At 61.1% G+C, this 24,718-nt stretch carries 31 protein-coding genes and 5 pseudogenes; 27 read left to right on the forward strand and 9 right to left on the reverse strand.

The annotated features are described in order from the left end of the window. The first annotated feature begins 61 nt into the window (after positions 1 to 61). The 4 genes and pseudogenes from RLDS_RS45720 to RLDS_RS45730 all read left to right on the forward strand — a co-directional run bounded on the left by RLDS_RS45720 (position 62) and on the right by RLDS_RS45730 (position 2,901). Complete coding sequence (locus RLDS_RS45720) at positions 62 to 826, forward strand: IS6-like element IS6100 family transposase (RefSeq protein ID WP_001389365.1); 765 nt, start codon at positions 62 to 64, stop codon at positions 824 to 826. A gap of 100 nt (positions 827 to 926) precedes the next feature. Continuing rightward, positions 927 to 1,247, forward strand: a complete 321-nt coding sequence (locus RLDS_RS56040; RefSeq protein ID WP_152528079.1) for an MDR/zinc-dependent alcohol dehydrogenase-like family protein — start codon at positions 927 to 929, stop codon at positions 1,245 to 1,247. 37 nt (positions 1,248 to 1,284) lie between these two features. Beyond that, positions 1,285 to 1,416, forward strand: a pseudogene (locus tag RLDS_RS56045) (IS5/IS1182 family transposase); the annotation flags it as partial. 99 nt (positions 1,417 to 1,515) lie between these two features. Next, positions 1,516 to 2,901 carry an OmpP1/FadL family transporter gene (locus RLDS_RS45730; protein WP_021227154.1) on the forward strand — a complete coding sequence of 462 codons (1,386 nt, stop codon included), beginning with the start codon at positions 1,516 to 1,518 and terminating at the stop codon, positions 2,899 to 2,901. A gap of 70 nt (positions 2,902 to 2,971) precedes the next feature. On the opposite strand, the gene RLDS_RS55420 is transcribed toward RLDS_RS45730, so the two are convergent. The 3 genes and pseudogenes from RLDS_RS55420 to RLDS_RS45740 form a co-directional block, all read right to left on the reverse strand. Next, on the reverse strand, positions 2,972 to 3,616 hold the full coding sequence (locus tag RLDS_RS55420; RefSeq protein ID WP_079640072.1) for an IS66 family transposase: 645 nt from the start codon (positions 3,614 to 3,616) through the stop codon (positions 2,972 to 2,974). A gap of 119 nt (positions 3,617 to 3,735) precedes the next feature. Next, positions 3,736 to 5,190: pseudogene (gene tnpC / locus RLDS_RS45735) on the reverse strand (IS66 family transposase); the annotation flags it as partial. Between the two features lie 48 nt (positions 5,191 to 5,238). After that, positions 5,239 to 5,559 (reverse strand): annotated as a pseudogene (locus tag RLDS_RS45740) (IS66 family transposase); the annotation flags it as partial. A 29-nt stretch (positions 5,560 to 5,588) separates the two neighbouring features. Between RLDS_RS45740 and RLDS_RS45745 the strand changes: the two are divergent. From RLDS_RS45745 to RLDS_RS45795, 11 genes are all read left to right on the forward strand, one after another. Then, a complete protein-coding gene (locus RLDS_RS45745) occupies positions 5,589 to 6,227 on the forward strand; it encodes an ArdC family protein (protein WP_021227156.1) in 639 nt (212 codons plus the stop codon). Between the two features lie 150 nt (positions 6,228 to 6,377). Continuing rightward, complete coding sequence (locus RLDS_RS45750) at positions 6,378 to 6,638, forward strand: hypothetical protein (protein ID WP_020820227.1); 261 nt, start codon at positions 6,378 to 6,380, stop codon at positions 6,636 to 6,638. Between the two features lie 3 nt (positions 6,639 to 6,641). Next, entirely contained in the window at positions 6,642 to 7,922 is a 1,281-nt protein-coding gene (locus tag RLDS_RS45755; protein WP_025160929.1) for a Fic/DOC family protein, read from the forward strand. Positions 7,923 to 8,251: 329 nt separating this feature from the next. Beyond that, positions 8,252 to 8,641 (forward strand): DUF3768 domain-containing protein, encoded by a 390-nt coding sequence (locus RLDS_RS45760; protein WP_020820229.1) that lies wholly within the window; start codon positions 8,252 to 8,254, stop codon positions 8,639 to 8,641. Between the two features lie 11 nt (positions 8,642 to 8,652). Next, a complete protein-coding gene (locus RLDS_RS45765; protein WP_020820230.1) occupies positions 8,653 to 8,940 on the forward strand; it encodes a hypothetical protein in 288 nt (95 codons plus the stop codon). Continuing rightward, complete coding sequence (locus RLDS_RS45770; protein ID WP_020820231.1) at positions 8,937 to 9,203, forward strand: hypothetical protein; 267 nt, start codon at positions 8,937 to 8,939, stop codon at positions 9,201 to 9,203. The genes RLDS_RS45765 and RLDS_RS45770 overlap by 4 nt, the downstream gene beginning before the upstream one ends. A 12-nt stretch (positions 9,204 to 9,215) precedes the next feature. Next, positions 9,216 to 9,425, forward strand: coding sequence for a hypothetical protein (locus tag RLDS_RS45775; protein ID WP_020820232.1), 210 nt, complete (start codon positions 9,216 to 9,218; stop codon positions 9,423 to 9,425). Beyond that, positions 9,422 to 9,961, forward strand: coding sequence for a hypothetical protein (locus RLDS_RS45780; protein ID WP_020820233.1), 540 nt, complete (start codon positions 9,422 to 9,424; stop codon positions 9,959 to 9,961). Before RLDS_RS45775 ends, RLDS_RS45780 begins: the two co-directional genes overlap by 4 nt. A gap of 469 nt (positions 9,962 to 10,430) precedes the next feature. Then, entirely contained in the window at positions 10,431 to 10,667 is a 237-nt protein-coding gene (locus RLDS_RS45785) for a hypothetical protein (RefSeq protein ID WP_020820234.1), read from the forward strand. Between the two features lie 341 nt (positions 10,668 to 11,008). Then, positions 11,009 to 11,269, forward strand: coding sequence for a hypothetical protein (locus RLDS_RS45790; protein WP_020820235.1), 261 nt, complete (start codon positions 11,009 to 11,011; stop codon positions 11,267 to 11,269). 2 nt (positions 11,270 to 11,271) lie between these two features. Then, the gene (locus RLDS_RS45795) at positions 11,272 to 12,723 is read left to right on the forward strand and encodes a DUF4942 domain-containing protein (RefSeq protein WP_223811159.1); all 1,452 of its coding nucleotides are present in this window, start codon (positions 11,272 to 11,274) and stop codon (positions 12,721 to 12,723) included. Between the two features lie 94 nt (positions 12,724 to 12,817). Here RLDS_RS45795 and RLDS_RS55425 read toward each other — a convergent pair. Beyond that, a protein-coding gene (locus RLDS_RS55425; RefSeq protein WP_107395150.1) for an IS5 family transposase occupies positions 12,818 to 13,575 on the reverse strand; the annotation gives its coding sequence in 2 pieces (ribosomal slippage) (positions 12,818 to 13,248 and positions 13,248 to 13,575; 759 coding nt in all). 330 nt (positions 13,576 to 13,905) lie between these two features. Here RLDS_RS55425 and RLDS_RS45810 point away from each other — a divergent pair. The 7 genes and pseudogenes from RLDS_RS45810 to RLDS_RS55430 form a co-directional block, all read left to right on the forward strand. Then, positions 13,906 to 14,154, forward strand: coding sequence for a hypothetical protein (locus RLDS_RS45810; RefSeq protein ID WP_020820237.1), 249 nt, complete (start codon positions 13,906 to 13,908; stop codon positions 14,152 to 14,154). Next, entirely contained in the window at positions 14,151 to 14,960 is an 810-nt protein-coding gene (locus RLDS_RS45815) for a hypothetical protein (RefSeq protein WP_020820238.1), read from the forward strand. The genes RLDS_RS45810 and RLDS_RS45815 overlap by 4 nt, the downstream gene beginning before the upstream one ends. Before the next feature lie 11 nt (positions 14,961 to 14,971). Next, positions 14,972 to 15,592, forward strand: coding sequence for a DUF6884 domain-containing protein (locus tag RLDS_RS45820; protein WP_021227157.1), 621 nt, complete (start codon positions 14,972 to 14,974; stop codon positions 15,590 to 15,592). A gap of 65 nt (positions 15,593 to 15,657) precedes the next feature. Continuing rightward, positions 15,658 to 15,957 (forward strand): DUF7673 family protein, encoded by a 300-nt coding sequence (locus tag RLDS_RS45825; protein ID WP_021227158.1) that lies wholly within the window; start codon positions 15,658 to 15,660, stop codon positions 15,955 to 15,957. A 23-nt stretch (positions 15,958 to 15,980) separates the two neighbouring features. Further along, positions 15,981 to 16,256, forward strand: coding sequence for a hypothetical protein (locus RLDS_RS45830; RefSeq protein WP_031298590.1), 276 nt, complete (start codon positions 15,981 to 15,983; stop codon positions 16,254 to 16,256). 269 nt (positions 16,257 to 16,525) lie between these two features. Further along, a complete protein-coding gene (locus RLDS_RS45835) occupies positions 16,526 to 16,966 on the forward strand; it encodes a GNAT family N-acetyltransferase (protein WP_021227160.1) in 441 nt (146 codons plus the stop codon). Between the two features lie 162 nt (positions 16,967 to 17,128). Then, positions 17,129 to 17,458: pseudogene (locus RLDS_RS55430) on the forward strand (recombinase family protein); the annotation flags it as partial. Positions 17,459 to 17,511: 53 nt separating this feature from the next. Here RLDS_RS55430 and RLDS_RS0128535 read toward each other — a convergent pair. Next, positions 17,512 to 18,276: an IS6-like element IS6100 family transposase gene (locus RLDS_RS0128535; RefSeq protein WP_001389365.1), complete on the reverse strand. Its 765-nt coding sequence runs from the start codon at positions 18,274 to 18,276 to the stop codon at positions 17,512 to 17,514. Between the two features lie 61 nt (positions 18,277 to 18,337). Here RLDS_RS0128535 and RLDS_RS0128540 point away from each other — a divergent pair. The 4 genes and pseudogenes from RLDS_RS0128540 to RLDS_RS45850 form a co-directional block, all read left to right on the forward strand. Next, positions 18,338 to 18,592, forward strand: a pseudogene (locus tag RLDS_RS0128540) (recombinase family protein); the annotation flags it as partial. A gap of 361 nt (positions 18,593 to 18,953) precedes the next feature. Continuing rightward, a complete protein-coding gene (locus tag RLDS_RS45840) occupies positions 18,954 to 19,637 on the forward strand; it encodes a type IV toxin-antitoxin system AbiEi family antitoxin domain-containing protein (RefSeq protein WP_031298593.1) in 684 nt (227 codons plus the stop codon). Beyond that, entirely contained in the window at positions 19,634 to 20,491 is an 858-nt protein-coding gene (locus tag RLDS_RS45845; protein ID WP_021227164.1) for a nucleotidyl transferase AbiEii/AbiGii toxin family protein, read from the forward strand. Before RLDS_RS45840 ends, RLDS_RS45845 begins: the two co-directional genes overlap by 4 nt. Further along, positions 20,488 to 21,465: a site-specific integrase gene (locus RLDS_RS45850; RefSeq protein ID WP_021227165.1), complete on the forward strand. Its 978-nt coding sequence runs from the start codon at positions 20,488 to 20,490 to the stop codon at positions 21,463 to 21,465. Before RLDS_RS45845 ends, RLDS_RS45850 begins: the two co-directional genes overlap by 4 nt. A gap of 51 nt (positions 21,466 to 21,516) precedes the next feature. Here the strand turns inward: RLDS_RS45850 and RLDS_RS45855 are convergent, their stop codons facing one another. Genes RLDS_RS45855 through RLDS_RS45865 form a run of 3 tightly spaced genes read right to left on the reverse strand, consistent with a single transcriptional unit; the run spans position 21,517 to position 23,434 of the window. Further along, positions 21,517 to 22,800: an NAD(P)/FAD-dependent oxidoreductase gene (locus tag RLDS_RS45855; RefSeq protein WP_052034158.1), complete on the reverse strand. Its 1,284-nt coding sequence runs from the start codon at positions 22,798 to 22,800 to the stop codon at positions 21,517 to 21,519. 25 nt (positions 22,801 to 22,825) lie between these two features. Beyond that, a complete protein-coding gene (locus RLDS_RS45860; protein WP_021227167.1) occupies positions 22,826 to 23,149 on the reverse strand; it encodes a DUF1476 domain-containing protein in 324 nt (107 codons plus the stop codon). A 48-nt stretch (positions 23,150 to 23,197) separates the two neighbouring features. After that, positions 23,198 to 23,434 (reverse strand): hypothetical protein, encoded by a 237-nt coding sequence (locus RLDS_RS45865; RefSeq protein WP_021227168.1) that lies wholly within the window; start codon positions 23,432 to 23,434, stop codon positions 23,198 to 23,200. A 192-nt stretch (positions 23,435 to 23,626) separates the two neighbouring features. Between RLDS_RS45865 and RLDS_RS55440 the strand changes: the two genes are divergently transcribed. Further along, positions 23,627 to 23,968: an NnrU family protein gene (locus RLDS_RS55440; protein ID WP_236616879.1), complete on the forward strand. Its 342-nt coding sequence runs from the start codon at positions 23,627 to 23,629 to the stop codon at positions 23,966 to 23,968. On the opposite strand, the gene RLDS_RS56050 is transcribed toward RLDS_RS55440, so the two are convergent. After that, a complete protein-coding gene (locus tag RLDS_RS56050; protein WP_021227169.1) occupies positions 23,883 to 24,401 on the reverse strand; it encodes a hypothetical protein in 519 nt (172 codons plus the stop codon). The two genes, RLDS_RS55440 and RLDS_RS56050, sit on opposite strands and share 86 nt — an antisense overlap. Between the last annotated feature and the right edge of the window lie 317 nt (positions 24,402 to 24,718).

A 24,718-nucleotide genomic window follows, 5' to 3' on the forward strand; every position in this document is an offset into this window, starting at 1 on the left:
GGCTCTGTTGCAAAAATCGTGAAGCTTGAGCATGCTTGGCGGAGATTGGACGGACGGAACGATGACGGATTTCAAGTGGCGCCATTTCCAGGGTGATGTGATCCTGTGGGCGGTGCGCTGGTATTGTCGCTATCCGATCAGCTATCGCGACCTTGAGGAAATGCTGGCGGAACGCGGCATTTCGGTCGACCATACGACGATCTATCGCTGGGTCCAGTGCTACGCCCCGGAGATGGAGAAGCGGCTGCGCTGGTTCTGGCGGCGTGGCTTTGATCCGAGCTGGCGCCTGGATGAAACCTACGTCAAGGTGCGGGGCAAGTGGACCTACCTGTACCGGGCAGTCGACAAGCGGGGCGACACGATCGATTTCTACCTGTCGCCGACCCGCAGCGCCAAGGCAGCGAAGCGGTTCCTGGGCAAGGCCCTGCGAGGCCTGAAGCACTGGGAAAAGCCTGCCACGCTCAATACCGACAAAGCGCCGAGCTATGGTGCAGCGATCACCGAATTGAAGCGCGAAGGAAAGCTGGACCGGGAGACGGCCCACCGGCAGGTGAAGTATCTCAATAACGTGATCGAGGCCGATCACGGAAAGCTCAAGATACTGATCAAGCCGGTGCGCGGTTTCAAATCGATCCCCACGGCCTATGCCACGATCAAGGGATTCGAAGTCATGCGAGCCCTGCGCAAAGGACAGGCTCGCCCCTGGTGCCTGCAGCCCGGCATCAGGGGCGAGGTGCGCCTTGTGGAGAGAGCTTTTGGCATTGGGCCCTCGGCGCTGACGGAGGCCATGGGCATGCTCAACCACCATTTCGCAGCAGCCGCCTGATCGGCGCAGAGCGACAGCCTACCTCTGACTGCCGCCAATCTTTGCAACAGAGCCGGTCAGACTGCATCTGACGGTCAACCTAGAGTCGGATGACATCACTTTGATCCGTATCACGAGTTCGGCAGGTAGTTGCGGCACCATTGCTGCGATCGGAGTTTTCTGCCACCCGGGGTTCGCTCGCAACACCGCTGATGTATTTCTGCGCGACATAAGTCTTCACATGAACGGATTTGCAAACGTTCAACCAGCAATGTGGGAAGGACTTCGGTTGCTCGAAAGAGGCGGGTTGCAGCCTGAAGCTTACTTCAACCATGAGTTTAGGCTCGAAGACATTGGAACGGCATTTTCCACGTTTAACGACAAGGCCGATGGCGCCATGAAAATGGACATCTCGAAAAACTCGTGGCGTCTGACGGTCTGAAGTGATTCACTGCTTTAGCGCGGCAGCGGAGACGATGATGGCAGGGCAGCCGGGTTTCTTCGATCTTTCGGACCGATATGAGGCGTTGAGCGCGGCGGGTGACCCGCTGGAGCGTCTGGCGGCAGTCGTGGATTTCGAGGTTTTCCGGGGACCGCTGGTAGCGGCGCTGCATTATGCCGAACTGAGACGGTTCTTCGAGGTGTCCAAATGCTTATTCGGCCCTAGTGCTATAGTCCTGCTATAAGAAACAAGAAAAGAGAGAGGAAATATGAAAATTAAAACTACGACGGTACTGGCTCTTCTTGCAGCTGAAACAGCTTCTCCGGCTTCGGCAACGGACGTTTTTACACTGGAGGGATTTGGCGCGATCTCACGCGGCCTGGGCGGTGCTGCCGTCTCGCTTGACGTGGGGCCTGCTGGTATCATGAGCAATCCAGCAACTTTATCACTTTCAACGGACAATCTGGATCCCGACTCAGATTCTCAGCTGCTCATCGGTCTCGACATCATAGCCCCCAATATCGATGCTTACAACGATGCAACCGGAGTAAAAGCCGCCTCACACACGCATTCACGTAATCGTGGGCCATATTTCGCCCCGGAGCTAGCGTATATCAGGCGCTCGGGCAAATTTACCTTCGGGATCGGCGCGTTTGCGCTTGGTGGTCTTGGAACCGAATATGGGAAGAGCAGCTTTCTTTCTAGCGGACTTTCGGGTGCGCCGGCGGGTCTGGACAACTCAAGCCGCATGTTGGCCTTGGATATTCCTGCTGCGGCGAGCGTCAAAGTAACCGACCGGCTGACGATCGGTGGTTCGATCGATGCGGTGTGGATCGGGCTGAACCTTGGCCTACAACTCCAGGCCGATCAGGTGGGATCGCTTATCGGCAGCGGAAGAGTCAGTGGTAGCCTCGTACCGGTGCTTGGTGGGATTCCCGGTCTCGACGCCGCCCACTTTGGCTTAACCCGGAATAATTACCTACTTAACGGCGTCGACGGCTGGGGCCTCGGAGGACGTGTTGGCTTTACCTACAAGCTGACGCCCTCTACAATGATCGGCGGCGCATATAATTTCAAAACCGATGTCGCAGATCTGGAAGGTCCTGCGACACTTACGGCAGTGTCGACTATCGCCGGGCAAATCCCGCTCACCGGCAGGATCCGTGTCCGCGACTTTCAGATGCCTGCGCGGCTTTCCGTAGGTGTCACTCAGAGATTTGGCCCCCAGCTCTTGATCACTGCTGAGTATCAACGCGCGTTCTGGAAAGATGCGATGAAGAATATCAATGTCGGATTCGAAGCCGACGCCGCGGGAGACATCAACGTGCTCCTCCCGCAGAACTACAGGAACCAGGACATTGTGGCAGTTGGCGGGGCCTACGAAATGGGTCCTATGACATTCCGCGTGGGCGCGCGATTTGCCTCTCAAGCAACGCCGGGAGCCACGCTTCTGGCGGTTGTTCCCACCATCCCGCGATATCATGCGTCGGCTGGCATGACTTACAAACTTGGCAAGCGCCAAGCCATCGACTTCGCATATTCACATGCCTTTAAGGAAAAGGTATCGAACGATGGCCTACCCAATACCTCACAGCCGCTCAGCGTCACACATTCCCAGAACAACCTTTCGATTGGCTATAGACTGAGCTTCTAGGAAGACGCAGCGCAACCGTGATGACAGGGCAGTTCGAAAATCACTGCGGAAAAAATAGAGCGGTTATGGATTACTGCGTGATTGATAACCGCTCACTCCAACGGTTAACGTGCGAAGCGAGCGCCGAGCCGTCGGCGCCAAACCGGACGCGCGTGGTGGCGGAAACAATCCGATCCGGTTCGGTGCGATCTAAGCTTCTTGGGGCGACACGATTCGCACGGCGGAAAAAGTGGATTTCAGGTTGAACAGTATCCGTCATCCCAGACCCACGTGGCGGAACCGTGTCGGTCAAGCGTCTAAAGAGGGGGCGGTGCGCCCTGCGAATTTTGGGGAAGTTCCAAGGCATGAGGGAATCGAGGTCCTTGTTGCTATGACCGGCGGCAAGCTTTTGCAGGGTGGTGGTGAGCCAGGCGAGTGGATCGACGTCCGAGAGCTTGCACGTTTCGAGAAGACTCGCGATCACCGACCAATTGTCGGCTCCGGCATCGCTGCCAGCGAATAACGAATTGCGGCGCGACAAGGCAATCGGGCGGATGCTTCTTTCGACCGTGTTGGTATCCAACTCGACGCGGCCGTCGAGCAGGCAATAGGTGAGCCGGGGCCAGTGGTTGAGCGTGTAGTTGATCGCCTCGGCCATCTTGCCCTTGGCGCTGAACCGGGCGAGGTTCTTCGAGAGATCGTCGCGCAGGTCGTCGAACAGCGGCTTCAGAATCAGCTGCCGGCCTTATTGTGTTGAAAAAGTCGGCTGCGGGAAGATTTGGACGGCGCTTCGCGACGGATGTGGGGTATCCGTCATCCCAGACCCACGTGGCGGAACCGTGTCGGTCAAGCGTCTTAGGAGGGGGCGTTGCGCCCGGCGATCTTGGGGAAGTGCCAGGGCATGAGGGAATCGAGGTCCTTGTTGCTATGACCGGCGGCAAGCTTTTGCAGGGTGGTGGTGAGCCAGGCGAGTGGATCGACGTCCGAGAGCTTGCACGTTTCGAGAAGACTCGCGATCACCGACCAATTGTCGGCTCCGGCATCGCTGCCGGCGAACAACGAGTTGCGGCGCGACAGGGCAATCGGGCGGATGCTTCTTTCGACCGTGTTGGTATCGAGCTCGACGCGGCCGTCGAGCAGGCAATAGGTGAGCTGCTGCCAGTGGTTGAGCGTGTAGTTGATCGCCTCGGCCATCTTGCCCTTGGTGCTGAACCGGCCGAGGTTCTTCGAGAGATAGTCGCGCAGGTCGTCGAACAGCGGCTTCAGCATCAGCTGCCGGCCTTCGAACCGCCGTTCGGGCGACTTGCCCCTGAGCGTTGCCTCGATCTTGTAGATCGCCGAGAAGCGGCGCAGTACTTCGGCCGCAACGGGCTCCTTCTCGCGAAAATCGTAGAATTTGCGCCGCGCGTGAAGCAGGCAGAATGCGAGGGTGGCACCGTTGCGACGCTTGATCTCGTTGTAGCCGGCATAGCCGTCCACCTGCAGCACCCCGGCGAAGTCGCCGAGATGGTCGATCGGATGCTCGCCGCCGCGGCCGGTGGCGTACATGTAGACGACGGCGGGTGGCGCAGTGCCGCCCCAAGGCCGATCATCGCGGGCATAGGCCCACAGCTGGCCGGTCTTGGTCTTGCCGGTCCCGGGAGCCAGCACGGGCATGCGCGTCTCGTCGGCGAACAGCTTCACCGAACTCCTGAGTTCGGCGAGCAGATGCGCGCGCAGTGGAGTCAGCCACCATCCGACGCGCCCGACCCAGTCGGCGAGCGTTGCCCGGTCGAGATCGATCCCCTGGCGGGCGTAGATCTGGGCTTGCCGGTAAAGCGGAAGGTGATCGGCGTAGCGCGCGACGATGACCTGGGCGACGAGCGCGTCGGTGGGCAGGCCCTGATCGACGATGAAGCTTGGCGCCGGCGCCTGGGTGACGCCGCCCTCGTCGCAGCCGCGGCAGCCATAGCGCGGACGGCGGGTGACCAACACGCGGAAGATGGTGGGCACGACGTCGAGGCGCTCGGTGACGTCCTCGCCGATGACATGAAGATCGCCGCCGCAGCAGGCACACTGCTTGTCTTCGATGTCGACGACCTGCTCGATACGCTCGAGATGGGCGGGCAGCGCTCCACGGTTGTTGCGGCGGCGGCGCTTTGTCTCGCTGGTCGCGTCAGCCTGGTCGATCAGCGCCTCGAGCCCGGCCTCGGCGCGCGACAAGGCAGCTTCGAGCTCTTCGAGCACGAGCTGGTACTGGTCGGGATCGAGCCGCTCGGCGCTCTGGCCGAAACGGTGGCGCTTTAACTGGTCGAGAATGTCGTTGAGGCGTATCCGTCATCCCAGACCCACGTGGCGGAACCGTGTCGGTCAAGCGTCTTAGGAGGGGGCGTTGCGCCCGGCGATCTTGGGGAAGTGCCAGGGCATGAGGGAATCGAGGTCCTTGTTGCTATGACCGGCGGCAAGCTTTTGCAGGGTGGTGGTGAGCCAGGCGAGTGGATCGACGTCCGAGAGCTTGCACGTTTCGAGAAGACTCGCGATCACCGACCAATTGTCGGCTCCGGCATCGCTGCCGGCGAACAACGAGTTGCGGCGCGACAGGGCAATCGGGCGGATGCTTCTTTCGACCGTGTTGGTATCGAGCTCGACGCGGCCGTCGAGCAGGCAATAGGTGAGCTGCTGCCAGTGGTTGAGCGTGTAGTTGGCTGACATTCAAGCAGGCGTTGGAGTTGGGCGGCAACGTCAAGAAGGGCAGCAAGGGCACCACCGTTGTCTATGCCAACAAGCTGGTTGTGAAGGACGCGGAAACCGACGACGAGCGCGCGATTCCGTTCCTGAAACGATACACCGTTTTCAATGCCGATCAGATTGAGGGACTGGACGGCAAATATCCCGTGCCCGCGCCGATCATCGTCAATCCCGAAACCCGCGATGTAGAGCTTGAAGTGATGTTCGGCCGCATCGACGCAACCGTTCGCGTTGGCGGATCGCAAGCCTTCTATCACACCCGCGACGACTACATTCAGATGCCGCCCTTCAAGGTGTTTCATTCCGCCGATGATTATTATGCCACGCTCGCTCATGAGGCAGTGCATCTTGCAGGCCATGAAAGCCGTCTGAACCGCAAGACGCTGATTTCAACAAGCCGCGCGGACTATGCGAGGGACGAGTTAGTGGCGGAGCTGGGAGCCTGTTTCATCGGCGCCATCGTCGGTTTCAAGGTCGAGGAACGGGAAGACCATGCAGCTTACCTTGAACACTGGTTGACCGCGCTCCGCAACGATAAGCGAGCCATTTTCGAGGCCGCGCGCGAAGCGCAGAATGCCGCCGATTACCTCTTGGCGATGATGCTGGATCAAGGGGGCTGAAACGGTCCCCCGCGCCAAAAAAACGGGCGGACGCCGCGTTATCGCGGCGTCCCAATTTTGAACTAGGATTTTTGCGGTCTGCCCAAGTGGTTTATATACATATCCCGATATGGTAACTATATTGCAGCCTAGGTCGTTATCAGGTGCAAAATGGAAAATATCATCAACACCTATCAGAATCGCATAAAGGCGATGGGCTTCAAGCCTCGGCGCAAGGAAGACGTTCCTGTCGTCATGGACGTCTATTGCGAAGCACTCGCAAATGCCAAAATTGAAGGGCTGGAATTGCTTGCCGATGACCATGCCTTTTGTTTGTTATTGGTAGAAACTGAAATCCCCGTCGATGTGGCGATCAATCTAGCGCAGGAATACAACCGCGATGTTCTGTCGCGGCAGAAGATTGCTGCATGACAGGTGGGTGATCCATATACCTGGCGAGACAGCACCGTTCTTAGGAACAAGCTGGGTTTACGCGACGATAAGACTCTTTCGGAACGAGAAGCCTTCTTCTCGGTCGTCCGGCATGGTGAGCTGACGTTACAGCGCGCCGCGCCGGCGATGACGGCGCGCGAGTATGGCGCCATCCACAAGCATATGTTCCAAGACGTCTATGAGTGGGCGGGCCGATTCCGCACCGTGGACATTAGCAAGCCGGGCAGCACCTTTGCGCGGGCGCACTTCATCGCGCGCAGCATGGACCATGAGTTCCGCCAGCTGCCGGATCTTCAAACTCTCAAATCCATGGACCGTGATCGCTTCGCCGACACGATGGCGCGCCATATCTCCGAGCTGAACGCCATTCACCCGTTCCGCGAAGGGAACGGCCGCACAATGCGCCTGCATTTGCAGCTTCACTCCCTCGCGGCAGAGAAGTTCGTTTCGATTCAGGCAATGGGGCCGATGGATTGGATGGAGGCGAGCCGAGACAGCTTCCATACCGGCAATCATGCCTCGCTCGCCAAGGTCATTCGGGACGCGATGCCGCAGGAGCAATCGCGCCGGGAACCGGCGCGAGGCCCCGCGGGCATCGCCATGCCGCCCGCCATGGATTCTCTTATGCCAGCGGGCGAGCGCCGCGCCATGAGCATCGAGCAGGCCAAGGAGCAGATCAATCGCTACTTGCCGACCGCGCAGGCCGTGGCCGCGCGGCAGTATGAGCAGCTGAACCGCCTCGCAGCGACTTCCGGCGACATGCGCCAGCTCGCCGAGCGTTCCGCGCAAGAGCTGGCATTCTTTCGCGATCCGAAAGGACCGCTCCACCATGTGCAAATTATCGAGCAGCGCCGCTATCACCAGATCGAGGTCAATTGGGCCGAGGGGATGGACCCCCTTCAACGGGTTCGCGCGATCAGTGCCGGCGCTGCATCCTTCCTGGACAAGATGAGCCCGCGCGACGTTCAAGCCGCCGATCGCGCGCTCCGGATGCAGGTCATGCCTCCCGGCGTCAGCCAAGTGGACTTGCGCCTTGCCGAGCAGTTCCAGAAAAATTCGCCCGAGCAGAACCGCGACGACGCGCGGCTTGCCCCCTTTCAGATCGCCATCGACAAGCGGGTTGCCGACGCCGTTGGAAAGGGCGCGTCCAAGGAGCAGCTGGCGGCGATCACCGAGAGCGCGAAATCCAATGTCGTCTCCGCGTTGCGCGAAGGTAAAATCCCTACGCAGAAGGCCGACAAGCCGAAGGATCGCGAGCGCTAGTCAATCGAGCGGCCGAGGGCCGCGCGCTGATAGTTTGTCAGCTGCCACATAGGATCGAGCGGCCCAGGGCCGCGCCCCGTCAGTGGTGGCAGCTGCCACCGGGGAACACCAAGGGCACCCGCCCTTTCGTTCCCGAAGCATAATCGACAGGACCGGGTTGCCCGACAAGTTCGGCCAGTTCCGGCGCGCTCGCGCGCGCCGGGGCCTCCCTAGTCGCGCCGCCCGCACCACTCCCATCGATTTTGCTCCCCCCTCCCCATCCCGCGCTTCGCCAGCGGGTCAGAGCCGCAGGCCGCAGGCAGCGGCTTCGCCTGAAGGAGTGAGGAAGAATGGAGATTACCCCCGAGCAGATCGCGACCATCGCGGCGCTTAACGACCTTGCGCGGCGGACCATGGGCGTCACTTGCCGCACCGTGGTTACGCAGGGAATCGGGGCGCTCGATGCCAGCGCGCAGACCGACATTTTCAAGCTGATCGAGAGCTTCGAGGATTTCACCCCGGACAATGACCCGAGGGGCGAGCATGACGCCGGTTTCCTTTATCGCGACGTGACCGGCCAATGGCATACCCGCTGGACCGACGACGACACGCGGCCCGCCCTCTCCGTCATGTGGAAGATCGACTATTACGACCGCGAGCTAGAGTTTGGCAGCGCCGAACCTTGGAATCCCGACGCCACGACGCGCGTGCTCACGATCCTTCTCGCCAACGAATATTGAAGGAGGCAGTCATGAGCAAAGCCCGTCCGGAGATCGAATTGAACTGGCGTGATGAGAATTACGGTTCCGTCTATGCCGTCGCCGCCTTCCGCAACTATGCGGGCACCTTCGATTGGAGCGAACGCACCCACCAGCGGTTTCGCGGATGCCTGAAACGCGCAGGCTTCGCCTTCCATCAGGGCCGGTGCAGCTACATCGCAAGCAGCGGCTCCCGCGAGGAAAGGAAGCGCGCTCTTTGTGACGAGCTGGACCGCGCAGGTTTCCAGATCGTTCGCGGCGACGTGAGGGGGGCAGCATGAACCGCGAGCGCCGCAAGCAGATCGCCGCAGCGCGCGCCCTGATCGATCAGGGCAAAGCCCTCTTTGATGAGGCGCGCGAAATGCTCGAAACCGTCAAGGACGACGAGCAGTCCGCCCGCGACAATCTTCCCCCGAGCCTTGCTGACGGCGAAGGCGCGGAGAAGATGGACGCCGCAATATCCGAACTCGAGAACGCGATTTCAGCCCTTGAGGACTTCGACGCCGACGAGATCGGCAACACCCTCGACACCGCCAGCGAATAGGAAGGATCGACCATGGAGCCCATGCGCCACCTTGATAGAGACACCCGCCGCGCGCGCCTCCTAGCCGCGCGGACGCGGCCCGTTGGCGGTATCAACCGCCGGGGCATCTTCACCGGCCATTGGGATGGCGGCGACGTTGTGCGCCAGTTCCGCGGCGGCACCGGATCATGGATCGGCCTTGCGCCCTACAAGGCCAAGGCGGACCCGGAGCCGCAGCCATGAAAGTCAGCAACACGGCGAGCGCGGTTCGCGCTACCCTGTCCCCAACTGAGATCAGCGAGTTGCAATTCGTGATCGAGGCGGCCGAGCGCGCGGGGCATTACATGCCCGCGCGCGTCCCCAACATGATTGCGGCGCTGGCGAGCAGCGCCGACGATGTTCGGATGAAACAGGCCGCGAAGCGCGCGGAGAAAGATCGCGTGAAGCGGATCGAACAGGATCGACGCGCGCGCGATCGTCAATTCATGCTGGGCGAACGATACAGCGTCATGGCGGGCCGCGCCGACTTTGCTGACGCGGCATCCGATCCGGACATTCGCCAATGGGTTGACCTGACATTCCACGAGATCATGGGAAGGCCGCTACCCGATCAATGCGAAATTCGCCGCGATGTTTGGCTTGTCCGCGTCGTCCAACTCAACGGCGGTTCGTTTGACGCTGTTGTGGGGAGCGATTGCACCGAAACCTCCGATCCCGCCGAAATCAACTCCCTTGCCGAGCAGCTGATCGCGCGCTTCGAGGGTGCAATCATGGAATGATGGCGTGGGTTGGCGGTGGCAGCTGCCACCGGCATCACGAAATTGTGAAGCCCGTCGCCACACACGCGCGGCGATTTTGTGTATCATAGCTTTGGGCGGTGGCATCGGAGGTTCGCAGTCTCCGGCGCAAATCCTACCGCTCAAAGGAGGTGCATTTGATTGACTACATATGAAGCCATGCAATTGACGATCGCAGCCGTTGCGCTCGTGATCGCGATTGTAAAGCTGGGGCAGCGTAAAGACTGACCCAGCGGGCGGGGGCCTTCGCAGGGTCTCCGCCCATCTATCTAACGCTTGGCGGGGCGGAAAGTTTGAGCCCGCCACGTTCGCAGCATGGCGGGCTCAGGTAGGTGCATTGACTGACCGTCAATGAAGCCATCCCCTATATAGCGCAAAATCCTTGCCGTTCCAATAAGCGGTCTATCGCGAGAATGTTCCGCTCTTGTTCTCTTTGGCGCATAAGCGCGGCATGGCCGCGAACTACAACCGCCCCAAGCCCGTTGATCCGATCTGGTATCGGCAAAGCTGCTATCTGCGCATCCATTGCGCTTGCGGGCGGCATGTCGCCGTGCCCCTGGGCGAGTTTGCCCGCTCCCGGCGCATTTCCTTCGATACGCGTATATACGAGCTGATCGCGCGGCTCCGGTGCAGCCAGTGCCGGCGCAAGCCTCATGCGGACGTGACGCGATACCGCGCCGGCAACTAAATGACGGAGGATCCGATTACTCGGATTCTTCCGGTGCTGTTTGTTGGCATGTCACAAGCGACATGCAGTATTGAGGCGGACGAGCCGCCGCGTCATTCATTCGATCTAGGGGCCTGTTCCGGCCCCCTGGCGCAAGGGCTGGACCGTCTCGGCCGCAAACGGCCTCGCTTGGCGACCATGGGGGTTTCCCCGCCCTTCCTTCGCTACGCTCCGTGCAGGCCGGGTGATCCCCCTCCCCATGCTCGGCCCTCATTTGCGCCATTCCCCGACCCCGCTCGCCGCTGGGCAGAAGTCGATGACCCGTCATCGCCTTCGGCTCCATTCTAGGCAGGGAACAGCACATGACCGACATTCCGCTGGCAACGATCCTTCGGATCAACGCCGCCCGCACCATTTCGCTCGCGCGCTATGAGGAAGAGGGCAACTTTGATCGCTTCGGCTACATCAAAGACCTTGCCGAGAACCATGGCGCTGACCTTCCCGCCGTCATCGAGATTGCCGAGCTGCTAGGGCCGGAGGAAGATTTTGACGGCCTCGTGACCACCATCGAGGACGCCGCCGAGGGCTTCGGCTTTGGCGCTCTCATTGCCGGGGAGGCGTGAGCATGGGGCAAGAGCTTATGACGCCCGCGCAGATCGCCGACATTTGCGAGGGCCGGGACAAGGCCATAACCCTTTGGCTGAACCTGTATGACACCTACCATTCGACCCGCGATGAGGCGGCGCGGCTTACCGTTGGCGGCGCGCTTTCGCTCTCATGTGGACGGGACTGGACCGAGGACACATTGACGCGCGCTTTCATCCAGTCGCAGCCTATCGAGCGGCGCGACAAGGAGACGGGATCGCGCGAGACTATCGAGGCACGCGACAATTTCGCGCGCGTCCTAACCGAAACGATGGACCGGCGATGCTGGACCGCTCTCATGGAGCAGCTGGGCTTTGACCAGCTGCTAGACCAGCAGGCCCGAAAGGAATTTCATGACGGGCTACGCGATGCCCCCGTTCCGTTCACGCCCGACAATTGCACCGCCACTTTCGGCCATATCTGGACAAATCGCCGCGACCTCTATTTGCGCGGGATCGCCAATGTCTTCGCCAAGCTGGACCGCCGCTTTCGTTCGCACAACGGTTTCAAGATCGGCGCGCGGCTCATCATCGAAGGCGCGATAAACACATGGGGATCATGGGAGCGCTACGAGCGCCGCGACACGCTGCGCGACGTGGAGCGCGTTTTTCTCGAACTGGACGGCAAGCCCCCCGTCGCCGAGGCGGCAAGCATCGCTAGTCTTGTCGGCCAGGCCGCGCGTGACCGCGCGTCACTGCCGACCGTTCTGCAGGGCGATTATTTCCGCGTCCGAATCTTCAAGAATGGCAATCTGCACATTTGGTTCGAGCGCGACGATATGTTGCAGAGCGTCAATCTCTTGCTCGCGGAGTATTACGGCGAAGCCATTGGCGACAGCTACGATACGACCGAGGCCGAAACCGCCCCCGCCTATCACGTCACGCCTGCCAAGAATTTCGGCGCGTTCATGACCTCGCCAGAGATCGCGGCGCAAGTGATCGAACATGCGAGGATCGGCCAAGGCCAGCGCGTTCTAGAACCAAGCGCAGGCAAGGCCGCGCTCGCGACTGCCGCGCGCGATGCCGGCGCCGATGTTACGTGCGTCGAGCTGCAACCCGGCTTCGCTCACGAATTGCGCGTCGTGCATGGTTTTGCGGATGCGATCGAGGGGGACTTTCTCGCCCTGGACCCGCAGCACTTCACACCGTTTGACGCGGTGATAATGAATCCGCCGTTCGATCGCGGCCGAGACTGTGACCATGTGCGCCACGCGCTCGCCTTCCTGAAACCCGGTGGCGTGCTGGTGGCGATCATGAGCGCCCGCGCCGAATATGGCGAGGATCAGCGCCATAAGGCCCTGCACCGCATGATCGAGGGGTGCAGCGCTATCTATTTCCATGGTCGGAAATGGATCGACCTTCCTCTCGGCTCTTTCGCCCACGCCGGAACCAACGTGAACACCGTTTTGCTGGCGATCCGAAAGCCGGGATGATTGGCGCAGGCGGTGGCAGCTGCCACCGCCTGCCTTGCTGGCAGATCGAGGCGACAAAGCCGCCGCGCCGTTTTCGACTAAGGCCTGTGGACATTCACTTCGCGGCGAGGATTGTCGCGACGAGGTGCCAGTTGGCGGTGTAACTGCAGGCAGTTTTCTCGTAGCGCGTAGCGATGGCTCGGAACTCCTTGATCTTCGCGAAGAAGTTCTCGACCAGGTGTCGCCACTTATAGGCATGCCGGTCGTAATTGCGCTTGATCTTGCGGTTCGCTTTGGGCGGAATGACTGCGCTCGCGCCGCGCACATCCAACTCGGCAAGCAGCCAGTCAGCATCGAAGGCCTTGTCGGCCAGAAGCGCATCGAATGCTACGTCCTCGATCAGCGGTGCGACGCCTTTCAGGTCATGAGCCTGACCCGGCAGGAGAACAAGGTTGAACAGGTTTCCAAGCGCATCGACCAGCGCCACGATCTTGGTGGTCAGTCCGCCGCGCGAGCGCCCGATGGCCTGAGCGTGAGTCCCCCCCTTGCGCCGCTCGCCTTCTGGTGAGCCTGAACGATAGTACCGTCGATCAGCGCGTATTCAAAATCCGGCTCGCCGCGGATCTCTCTGAAAAGACGTTCGAAAACACCACCCTTCGCCCATCGCCGGAAGCGCCGGAACACGCTGTTCCAATTGCCGAATTCCGGCGGCAGATCCCGCCATGGAAGACCGGTGCGCACACGCCAGAGAACCGCCTCTAAAAACATGCGATTGTCCTTACCCGTCACACCGCTATCGCTCTTCTTGCCGGGAAGGTGGGGTTCAACGCGCGCCCATATCCCATCCGTCACCACAAATCGCTGCTCGTCCATTCAGAACTCCCCTTGGGAATCCTGAATCAGAAATCAGGCAGCGTGGGAATCCTGAATGTCCACAGGCCTTAGATCGCAAGCGGATCTAGTCCAGGCGAAGGGGGGCGGCCTCCCCCCTTCCCGTCAAGGGCCTGGCCGTCTCGGCCGCAAGCGGCCTCCCTTGGTGATCGCGGCGGTTTCCCCGCCCTTCCGCGCTTCGCTTGTGCAGGGCGGGTGATCCCCCTCCCCCGCGATCAGCCCTCAATGCCGGTTCATCCCCCCCGGCTTCGCCAGCGGGCAGAAGTCGATGACCGTTCATCGCCTTCGGCTCCATTTAAGAAGGGAAAACACATGAAAATCCGCATCTACCGCCAGACCGAGCAGGGACTTGACCGGATCGAGATCGAGGGCGGGACAGTTGAAATCATCGTGAACCGAGCCGCCGTCGAGGGCTTCCAATGCACCGACTATAACAGCAACCCGCGCCAGCGTTTTGAATTGCAGGGCGCGCCGAAGTTCGCAGGCGTTTCCGGTCCTATGTGGGATGGCGATGCTATCCGTTACGAGTGCAGCGCCACCTATGCGGAGTTGAGCGCATGAGCGCCGCCGCCGCGATCCGCACCGAGCAGGCCGACGAGCTGGGCGAACAGATCGTTGCCGCAGGTTTTGCCGCAAGTGGCTTCCTGCTGGACATAAACGGGGCGCTTGATGTGCCCCGCAACTTTCCGCTTCCTGCCCCTTGGAATCTGCCCTCGCGCCTGTTTCAATTCCCGATTGAGGTAATCCGGGCCGAGCAGGACGAACCGCGCAAGATTGGCCTTCGCCATCCCTTGCTTGCCGCCCATCCTTTCGTGCAGCACGTTGAAAGAGTGCTAGGCGTCGAGATCGCCCGCGAAGGCGTGACGAACCGCTACGGCTATAGCAACCGCACCAATGGGCTTTGGCATCATGCCGTTGATCTAATCAGCGCCGGGAAATGGCGCGAATTGCTCGACACACAGGAGTTCACCGAACCGAGCTGCATCTTTCAGGCCGTTGTCTTCGGCTGTCGCTATTCCAACCATGGGGACAGCAACGGTCGCGGCCACATCAACACCGCCGAGGCGCGCCAGATCATGAGCGAAATGGGCGGGACCGAACCGGCAGACCGCAGCTCTATCATCCGCACGTTTTCCGCGCCGAGCATGTGCAAGCAGGATAGCGGCAGCGAGCATTGGCCCATCAATACGGGCCGCATGAATGCAGAGGATCAGGCGTGGGCCTTCATCCACGGCATTGAGGATGGATGGTTTGCGCACGATCGTTCCGGCCATCTGCAATGGACGCCGCTGGGCCGCGATCGTTACGCCGCAGGCGATAGCGCCAGCTTCACCGAGGCGAGCGGCCAGACCGCGTTCGCCTTTTGAGGGGATCGAGCATGGCTCGTCATTGCATCCGCGAAGCGCGCTATATTCCCCCGGTGCAAAACATCGGGGAGCAACCCGACCTGTTCGGCGGCCCGACCCTCTGTCATGTTGCCGAGCGGAAGGGACCGCCGAAAGGATGGCAACGCCAATTGCAGAAATGGGGCCGCTGCACCGTCATGGCCGATCTTGAGACGGGAGAGTTTCCCATGAACGAACCGGCACCCGCGCCGCAGCCGGTCTATCTTGTCGCCTGCGTTGCCGCGAAGCTCGACCACCCCGCCCCCGCCCGCGATCTTTATATCTCCACATGGTTCCAGAAGGCGCGCGCCTATGTCGAGCGACAGGGCGCGCCATGGTTCATCCTCTCCGCCAAGCATGGCTTGATCGCGCCGCATGAAGTGATCGCCCCCTATGACGAGACGCTAGGCCGGATGAAGGTCGGCGCGCGCCGCCTATGGGGCGCGCGCGTCTTCGAGGCCATGGCCGAGCAGATCGACCCCGCAGCGCCGCTGATCGTGCTCGCAGGCCGCAAGTACCGCGACCCGCTTTGGCCGAGCATCAAGCGCCGCGCATCGGTCCCGATGGAGGGCCTTGCCATCGGCCAGCAGCTCGCTTGGCTGAGTAAGAATTGAACCGGAAAGTTACCGCGTTCCACATGCGCGGCCCCCCTGATATGTTGGTGACAGGAGATCGACCGATGACCGTTGAGATACTTGCCGATCGCGAAGTTAGAGCTGCGCTGGACCGTCTCATTGACGTTGCCCGTTCTGATACGGGCCAGTCCGCCCGCGTCGCCAACTTCTTGCTGGCATGGTGGAACGGCGATGAATGGGGCCACTTTCCCATTTCCGACCTGTTCGGAGTAGATCGTCCCATTGCGGCCGACATGGCGACCATTTTCGCTTTCATCGGCCAGTATCCCGGCGCGATTTATCCCAATGCCTTCGACTATCGCGATGCCATGGCCGATCTTGTCGAGCAGTGGCGCGCACCTTGACTGCCACCGGCCCCGCCTTCCCCTTGTGGACCCAAGATCAGGCCGTTGCCTACGAGGCGGCGCTTGAGGCGATCAATGACGTGATCGCCGGTTATAGCGAGCAGATCGCGCTTGAGCAGGCGAGCGGGGCTCCCAATGAGGGGCGCATTGCCTGGCTCGAAATGCGGACAGATCAGGCGACCGCAATCATGCACTCCCTCTATGTTTCGGACGATGAAAATGTTCGGCAAACGCTGATAGAATACAGCGCGATCGTGCGGGCGCGTGACGAAGCAGAGGCGGCCACCATCGCAATCTGATGGACCGCCCTTCGGGCGGGCGTTGGTTTGTTAAATCCCCCCGTGTCCTTTGACACCAAAACTGATTCTCTGACGCCGGAACAGATCTTGATTTGTCACGCCACTGTGACAGGAAACTTGCCCGAAAGAGGCAATTTTTGACAGAGGTTACGATCGATTATTGCCCATTCTATGCCGCAAATCACCTGATTGTCGGTCGAGACAGTTTTCGCAGGGTTGTAAAAGAACGACCGCGAAGATAGGCCGCGCCCATATTCAGGGAGCGTGCATTGAAGGTTCGTCAGGCAAGTATCGGAGATTTGACACAGCTTACAGGGCTGTTTGACGGATATCGCCAATTCTACGGTCAGAAATCTGACGTGGTTGCTGCCCGCCGCTTTCTTTCAGATCGCTTTGAGCATCAACAGTCTGTTATATTCATCGCAAATGATGGAGAAACGGGCTTAGGGTTCACGCAACTCTATCCCTCTTTTTCTTCAACGCGCATGACGCGCACTTTAATCTTGAATGATCTTTATGTGATCCCGGATGCGCGCAAGCGGGGTGTGGCCAAGGCGTTGCTATCGGCAGCAACAGACTATGCCCGTCAGATTGGCGCGGTGCGGTTATCTTTGTCCACGGCGAACGACAACCTGAGTGCACAGGCTCTTTACGAGGCAGATGGCTGGGTCAGAGAAGCACTTTTTGTTGGTTACAACAAAAGCCTCTGATTGCTGTTCGCTTTTGGAAGGCGACCCTGCCGGAAATCACATGTTTTCGGACACCCTTGGGTGATCCCTCGGCTTTGGTCGGCAATCCTGCGCCTGAATAGTCGACAAACCCTGTCGCTTTGATGTAGTGTACGACAAAGTGGTTTTGAGGGTTTGTCGTACATGCTGGTCGGATATATGCGGGTGTCATCGGCCGATGATCGCCAAACTGTCGATCTTCAGCGCGACGCTCTGGTCGCGGCGGGTGTCGATCCGCGTAATTTGCATACTGATAAGGCATCGGGAGCACGCGACGATCGACCGGGCCTGAAGGACTGCCTCGATTATCTGAGTGCGGGCGATACGCTGATCGTGTGGAAACTCGATCGGCTTGGGCGATCGTTGCCGCATTTGCTGGCGATCGTCACTGACCTGAAGGCGCGTGGCATCGCGTTCCGTTCGCTGACTGAGCAGATGGATACGAACACGCCGCACGGCGAACTGCTATTTTCGGCTCTGTTGCAAAGATTGGCGGCAGTCAGAGGTAGGCTGTCGCTCTGCGCCGATCAGGCGGCTGCTGCGAAATGGTGGTTGAGCATGCCCATGGCCTCCGTCAGCGCCGAGGGCCCAATGCCAAAAGCTCTCTCCACAAGGCGCACCTCGCCCCTGATGCCGGGCTGCAGGCACCAGGGGCGAGCCTGTCCTTTGCGCAGGGCTCGCATGACTTCGAATCCCTTGATCGTGGCATAGGCCGTGGGGATCGATTTGAAACCGCGCACCGGCTTGATCAGTATCTTGAGCTTTCCGTGATCGGCCTCGATCACGTTATTGAGATACTTCACCTGCCGGTGGGCCGTCTCCCGGTCCAGCTTTCCTTCGCGCTTCAATTCGGTGATCGCTGCACCATAGCTCGGCGCTTTGTCGGTATTGAGCGTGGCAGGCTTTTCCCAGTGCTTCAGGCCTCGCAGGGCCTTGCCCAGGAACCGCTTCGCTGCCTTGGCGCTGCGGGTCGGCGACAGGTAGAAATCGATCGTGTCGCCCCGCTTGTCGACTGCCCGGTACAGGTAGGTCCACTTGCCCCGCACCTTGACGTAGGTTTCATCCAGGCGCCAGCTCGGATCAAAGCCACGCCGCCAGAACCAGCGCAGCCGCTTCTCCATCTCCGGGGCGTAGCACTGGACCCAGCGATAGATCGTCGTATGGTCGACCGAAATGCCGCGTTCCGCCAGCATTTCCTCAAGGTCGCGATAGCTGATCGGATAGCGACAATACCAGCGCACCGCCCACAGGATCACATCACCCTGGAAATGGCGCCACTTGAAATCCGTCATCGTTCCGTCCGTCCAATCTCCGCCAAGCATGCTCAAGCTTCACGATTTTTGCAACAGAGCCATCTTCCATGTGTTTGGGGCCATCGCCCATTTTGAGCGACGGCTGATTTCTGAGCGAACCAGAGATGGTATTGCCGCCGCCCGTGCTAAGGGCAAACAGCCTGGCCGTCAGCCGCTGGACATGTCCAAAGTGGATGCGGCCATCAAGCTGGTCGAAGCTCGTATCTCGCCTACCGAAGCAGCGCGGCAACTCGGCATCGGCCGATCGACCATTTATCGCGAAATGCGTAGGATGGGAATCGAACGGCCCGCCTGATTAAGCGCCCGTCCGTTCGCATCGAGCGTTCGCCATGCGTTCTCGCTTAGCGTTGTTTAGCGTACTTTCCACGCTATGCCCTCCAAGACCCCACCCCGGACGAACCGGACATATCTATGTCCGAGAAAGTCGATTCTCGGACAAAGCATTTCCCATTTTCGGAGTGGATCCGGACCTTATCAGCCGCTCGCCTGCATAGCTGGGGCACAGCCGCGCGGCAGCATTCACGCCCCATCATGTCCCCAGGCGCAGATGGCAAATGAAACGCGTTGCCGTGACCGTCATCGTGGCCCATCCACATCGAACGACACGATGCCAAAAATTCTTGAAACTTTCATCGAACGAAAGTATCGGGAATTTTATGAGTTCCCTGGCCTCAGAGGTTGCAAAGGCCGGCTTGGGCAGCCGGATTTTCGACGAGCGGCAACTTGCGCGATTGCTGGGCGGCGGGAGTGCTCGCCGGTACGCGCTTGTTAATCGGGCGTTGAAGGATGGATCGCTGATCCGCCTCAAACGTGGAACTTACGCGCTAGGGAAGCCTTTCCGAAGCGATCCGATCCATCCCTTTGCCATGGCGCAGGCCATTCTGCCGGGCAGCTACATTTCCTTCGAAACCGCCCTCTCCCATCATGGCTGGATCCCCGAAGCGGTCTTCGAAACCTCAAGCGTTACGCCTGGGCGCAAGACGATCGTGCACGAGGCGCCGGGACTTGGCCGGTTTACCTTCCATCCCCTCGCCATCGCCGAGTATCAGTTCTACAGAGCCGTCGAACGACGCCAGTTCGGCCAGTCGACTTCCTTCATCGCCTCTCCCCTGCGCGCGCTGCTCGATCTGGTCGCCTTGCGCAAGGAGCGCTGGACGGACCTGCATTGGCTGACCGGGGGCCTGCGGATCGATGAGCAGCACCTGTCGAGCTTGAGGAAGAAGGATTTCGCAGCCTTGGCGGCCGTCTACAAGCACAAGGCGGTGAACCACTTCCTCCGTTCGCTCGAGGAGGCGGTTGTCGGCGGCGTCACTCGAGCGGCGAACGGGACCGCCCGGTGATCGAGATGATCCAGCAGAGGCTGCGCGGCTACGGCGCGGCGAACGCGGTCGAGGAGGAAAACGCGACCAAGGAGATCATTCAGGAGATCGCGCTCTATGGCCTCTGGCGGGCCGATTTCTTCGACGTGGCCCTGTTCCAGGGCGGAACGAGCCTGCGCATTCTCCACGGGCTTCCACGCTTTTCCGAAGATCTCGATTTCCTTCTGCGAGCGCCCGATCCCGAGTTTCGCTGGGACCGCTATCTTGCAACGCTCGTCGACGTCTTCGCCCAGTTTGGCATCAAGCTCGAGGCATCGCCGAGGGACAGGATGGACAAGGCTGTCCGCGAGGCGGTGCTCAAGAACGATTCCATCGCAAGCCAGCTCGACCTGGAATTCGCGGACTCGCGCCGCGCCAGAACGATCAGGATCAAGCTCGAAATCGACACCAATCCGCCGGCCGGGTCGGGAGAAGAAGGAACCTTCCTCGATTTTCCCGCCGATCACGAGGTCCGCCACCAGGATCTTGCTTCCAACTTCGCCTTAAAGATCCACGCGCTGCTTTGCCGGCCCTATCTCAAAGGGCGCGATTGGTTCGACTTCTCATGGTATGTCGCCAAGGATACGGCTCCCAATCTCGCTCACCTCGAGGCGGCGCTTGTGCAGGCGGGGCCCTGGCAGGGCGAGGCTTTGAGGCTCGATGCCGCCTGGCTGCAGGACAAGCTGACTGCCAGGATCGCTTCGATCGACTGGCGCCATGCGGCAAGCGACGTGCGCCGTTTCCTTCGTCCAGCTGAAGTCAAATCCCTCGATCTCTGGTCCGAACGCTTCTTCCTGGCGAAGCTCGAGAAGATGATGAAGGTCCTGGATCAATGAGCTCAGATCTTCCGGTTCCAAGCGATCCGAATGCAGTGCCTGCCCGACTGCGCGAAGAGATCGATCGCGCTGCGCACTATGCGCGAAGTTCGCGCGCGCCGTCGACGCAGCGCGCCTACGCGTCCGACTGGCGGGTTTTCGAAGAATGGTGCGAGGAGCGCGGCATCGAAAGCCGGCCCGCCTCCCCTGGCGCAGTCGCCACTTTCCTGGCTTTCGAAGCAGACCGAGGTGTCAAGGTTCCGACTATCGGCCGGCGCCTGGCTGCTATCGCCTATCACCATCGACAGTTCGGCTTCGATCCGCCGCAAGAGCAGCCAGGCGCAGGAGCCATCAAGGAAGTCCTCGCCGGCATTCGCACCGCGGTCGGTGTTCGCAAGACGCGCAAGAAGCCCGCCGACGCCGATGCGCTCGCCGCCATGCTGAAGACGATCGAAGGCGATGATCTTCGCGCAATCCGCGACCGCGCCGTGCTTGCGATCGGCATGGCGGCGGCGCTGCGGCGTTCTGAGCTCGTCGCTTTGGCCGTCGACGATGTCGCACTGGCTCCCGAGGGTCTGCAGCTCTTCATCGGGCGGTCAAAGACCGACCAGGCGGGCGAAGGCGCCGTCATCGCCATTCCTGAAGGGCGTCGCATTCGGCCCAAGGCGCTGTTGCTGGAATGGATGGCCGCCGCCGGCCACGAAGAAGGACCGTTGTTCCGGCGGCTGACCCGCGCCGATGGACTGACCAGGCAGCCGATGTCCGACCGGGCCGTGGCCCGCCTCGTGCAGCGCTGCGCCGCTGATGCCGGTCTCGATCCCACCCAGTTCGCAGGTCATTCGCTGCGATCAGGGTTCATCACCGAGGCGGCGCGCCAGGGCGCGAGCATCTTCAAGATGCAGGAAGTGAGCCGGCACAAGTCGGTGCAGGTCCTCTCGGAATATGTCCGCGATGCCGAGCGGTTTCGCGACCATGCCGGCGAGAGATTCCTGTAAGCCCGCACAAGCGCCAACGGGCGGCGGCGTGCGCTGGTCTCTCTCCGGAACTCAGGCCGGCAGCAGCTGCTTGAGCGGCACCTCTGCATCGGCCAGCTGCTTTCGATCCGGGCTGGTGGCAGCTTCAACCAGTTTGCGGCCCTGGACATAGTCCTTGACCGCGTTGACGCAGTCGAGGGCGATGACCTTGCCGTCCTTGAGGTAGACCACCGAGAAGCTGCGCGCCGCCGGATCGCCGCGGACGATCGTCTCGGTGTAGCCGAGCGAGATGCCGGCGGTCTGGAGGCGCAAGTCGTACTGGTTCGACCAGAACCAGGGGAAGGCATGGTAGGGCTGCGGCTCGCCGCAGATCGCCTTGGCGACGCAGGTCCCCATGTCGTTGGCGTTCTGCACCGATTCGACGCGCATCACCGTGCCGCCGGCATAGGAGCAGGCGAAGGCGGCGCAGTCGCCGATCGCATAGATGTCGGGCAGCGAAGTGCGGCAGTATTCATCGACGTCGACGCCGTTGCCGCCCGCCGCGCCCGCGGCAATCAGCGGTCCGACCGCGGGCACGATGCCGATGCCGACAATGACCGCGTCGGCGGGGATGACAGTGCCGTCGGCGAGCCTCACGCCGGTGACCCGGCCCTCACCCTCGAGCCCTTCGACCGCGACGCCGGTGCGCAAGTCGACGCCGTGGCCGCGGTGTTCCGTCTCGTAGAAGGCCGACAGCTCCTCGCCGGCGACGCGCGCGAGCACGCGCGGCAGTGCTTCCAAGAGCGTGACCCTACAGCCGAGCTTCGTCAGCACCGCCGCAGCCTCGAGTCCGATGTAGCCGCCGCCGATCACCACGATGTTGCGCACGCCGCCATCGATCTCGCCCATAAGTTGGTCGCAATCGGCGCGGGTGCGGACAGGGTGAAGTCCGGCAAGCTCGCCGCCGGGGCAATTGAGCCGGCGCGGATCGCCGCCCGTCGCCCAGACCAGCGTGCCGTACACCATCTTAGAGCCGTTGGAGAGAGTTACCTGCTTGGCGGACGGATCGACCGAGACCACCTCGGTCCCTAGGACCAGATCGACACCTTTCTCTTCCCAGAATGTAGGCGGCCGAATGTAGAGGCGGTCGAAGGTCTTCTCGCGCGCAAAATACTCCTTCGACAGCGGCGGCCGCTCATAGGGCGGCTCAGGCTCGCGCCCGATCATCGCGATCGTGCCGCTGAACCCGTTCTGCCGGAGCGCAATTGCGCACTGCGCGCCGCCGTGGCCCGCCCCGACGATAATCACATCGGCTTGCGTAGAGCTTGTCACTTGCGAGCTATCCTTCCGCTGAGCGCCCAGTGCTTGCCTGTCCATGCCGGCGGCAAGTCAGGCGACCTCGTCATCCCTGGCTCGTTACCAGCCGGCGTGCCTCGAGCTCCTTGCTCCGCAGAGCCGTTCGTACCTCCGCTTCTTGGACGGGGATTCCGGCCGACAGCATATCGCCGAGAACCTTGCGCACGACATCATCGTCGCCGACCTCCTCGAAGTCGGCCTGGACGACGGTGGCCGCATAAGCGTCGGTTTCGGCTTCCGAGAGCTCCATCCGCTCCGCCGCCCATTCGCCCAGAAGCCGATTGCGGCGTGCCTTTATCCGGAAGCGCAAGTCTTCGTCGCGCACGAACTTGGCTTCCTCGCCGCGTTCCCGGTCATCGAACATGGTCATCAAGTCTTACTCCCTGGCGCCGATGCACTGATCGTATCGGGTCAGCACCTAGAGGGCGCTCTTGAGCCGTTGGTAGGCTTTGCGCAGCTCTTCGGCGAGCGCCGCCAGCGAGGCCTTCACCTGCTCCTTGCTTTCCTGCAGCCGCGCTTCCGCGACGAAATGGTTCCATTTCGCCTCGAGTTCGTTCCACTCCTCGCGCAGCTCCATCTTGCCGAGCTCGACCTGCACTTTCGCCTCATCGCGGAGGCGCGAAAGGTCGCTCTTCAGTTCGTCGATTTTGCTCATCGTCATCCCCTTGGTTTCAGATCCAGCCGCTAGACAGAGCCAGGATAGTAACGCCGCCGGGCGCGCTGGCACTACGGGATTTCCCGCAGGCGTCTTCTGCCTAGTCCGTCGCATCGGGGCCAAGGCGGGTGCTCGGGAGCTTCCGGATGATTACGGATGCCGAGGGTCCAGGCTCGCATGCATGATGCCCGCATGACCGAATTCCTGGCGGCGCTTGCCGTCTTTCTTTGCAGCCACAGCATCCCGGCAATGCCGCAGGTGCGCGCAGGCCTCGTGCGGCTCCTCGGAGAGCGGCTCTATCTCGCCGTCTATGCCGCGACATCGCTCCTGATCCTCGCCTGGCTCATCGGTGCGGCAAGACGCGCACCCTTCATGCCGTTGTGGGATGTATCGGCATCGGCTTACTGGGCGCCGCTGCTGGCGATGCCCGCGGCGATCTTCCTCCTTGTCAGCGGGTTGCTCGCGGCGAATAGCGGTTCCAGTACCAGGTGCCGCCGAAATTGCCGCCGTGATCGATATTGTAGAAGTCGCTGATGCCCGCCTTCTTGAGCTGGGCCGCAACCATCATGCCGCAGTAGCCGGCGCCGAGAATGACCACCTCGGTTTCACCAGTGATGGGCGCGCGCGGCTTGACCGGCGTGTACGGATCTACCTCATAGATGTCCGCCCATTTGCCGCTCGCGGACACATACTGGTCATTGTGGTTCTTCTTGATCCGACGATCGCGCTCCCGCAGGTATTTGGCGCGCATCGCCGGGATATCGATCTCGCTGGCAGGCGGGCAATCGCTAGGCTTCAGGGGCATGACGACCTCGTGTGTCTGGCTTCGGCCCTGTCGATGGTCCGTCCCGATCACTGGAACCTTGATTGCAATCAAATCCGCTATCTTGCCGAAAACAGGGACGATTTGCCGTGAGTTGATCCGGATCAAGGAACAGAGCTCGCCCGCCGCCATCATGAAACGCATCGGTTCGCCTCCGATCCCCGATCGGACCCGATACTCTCCCCACCTTCGGCTGGCCTCGTGCCAGCCTTTTTTTTCTGGACTGACAGCTGCGTCGCGCAGCGTCGCTCGCGCGGTTCTTTCATGATCGTCCGCTGAGGCGAGCCGCCGTAATCTCACGCGGCCGCGATGGCGTTGGCAGCGGAACACTGGCGGCAAGAATGTCACCGCGAGCAGCCGAAGCTTTGAGCAGGCGCTATCGCGGGGACCGTTCGTGAGACCGCAGGTTCCGACCGCGAACGGCAGCTTCAGCTCAGTCCACTCTGCGTTAAGAGCGGCAT

Source organism: Sphingobium lactosutens DS20 (assembly GCF_000445105.1).
In the GTDB taxonomy this organism is placed as follows: domain Bacteria; phylum Pseudomonadota; class Alphaproteobacteria; order Sphingomonadales; family Sphingomonadaceae; genus Sphingobium; species Sphingobium lactosutens.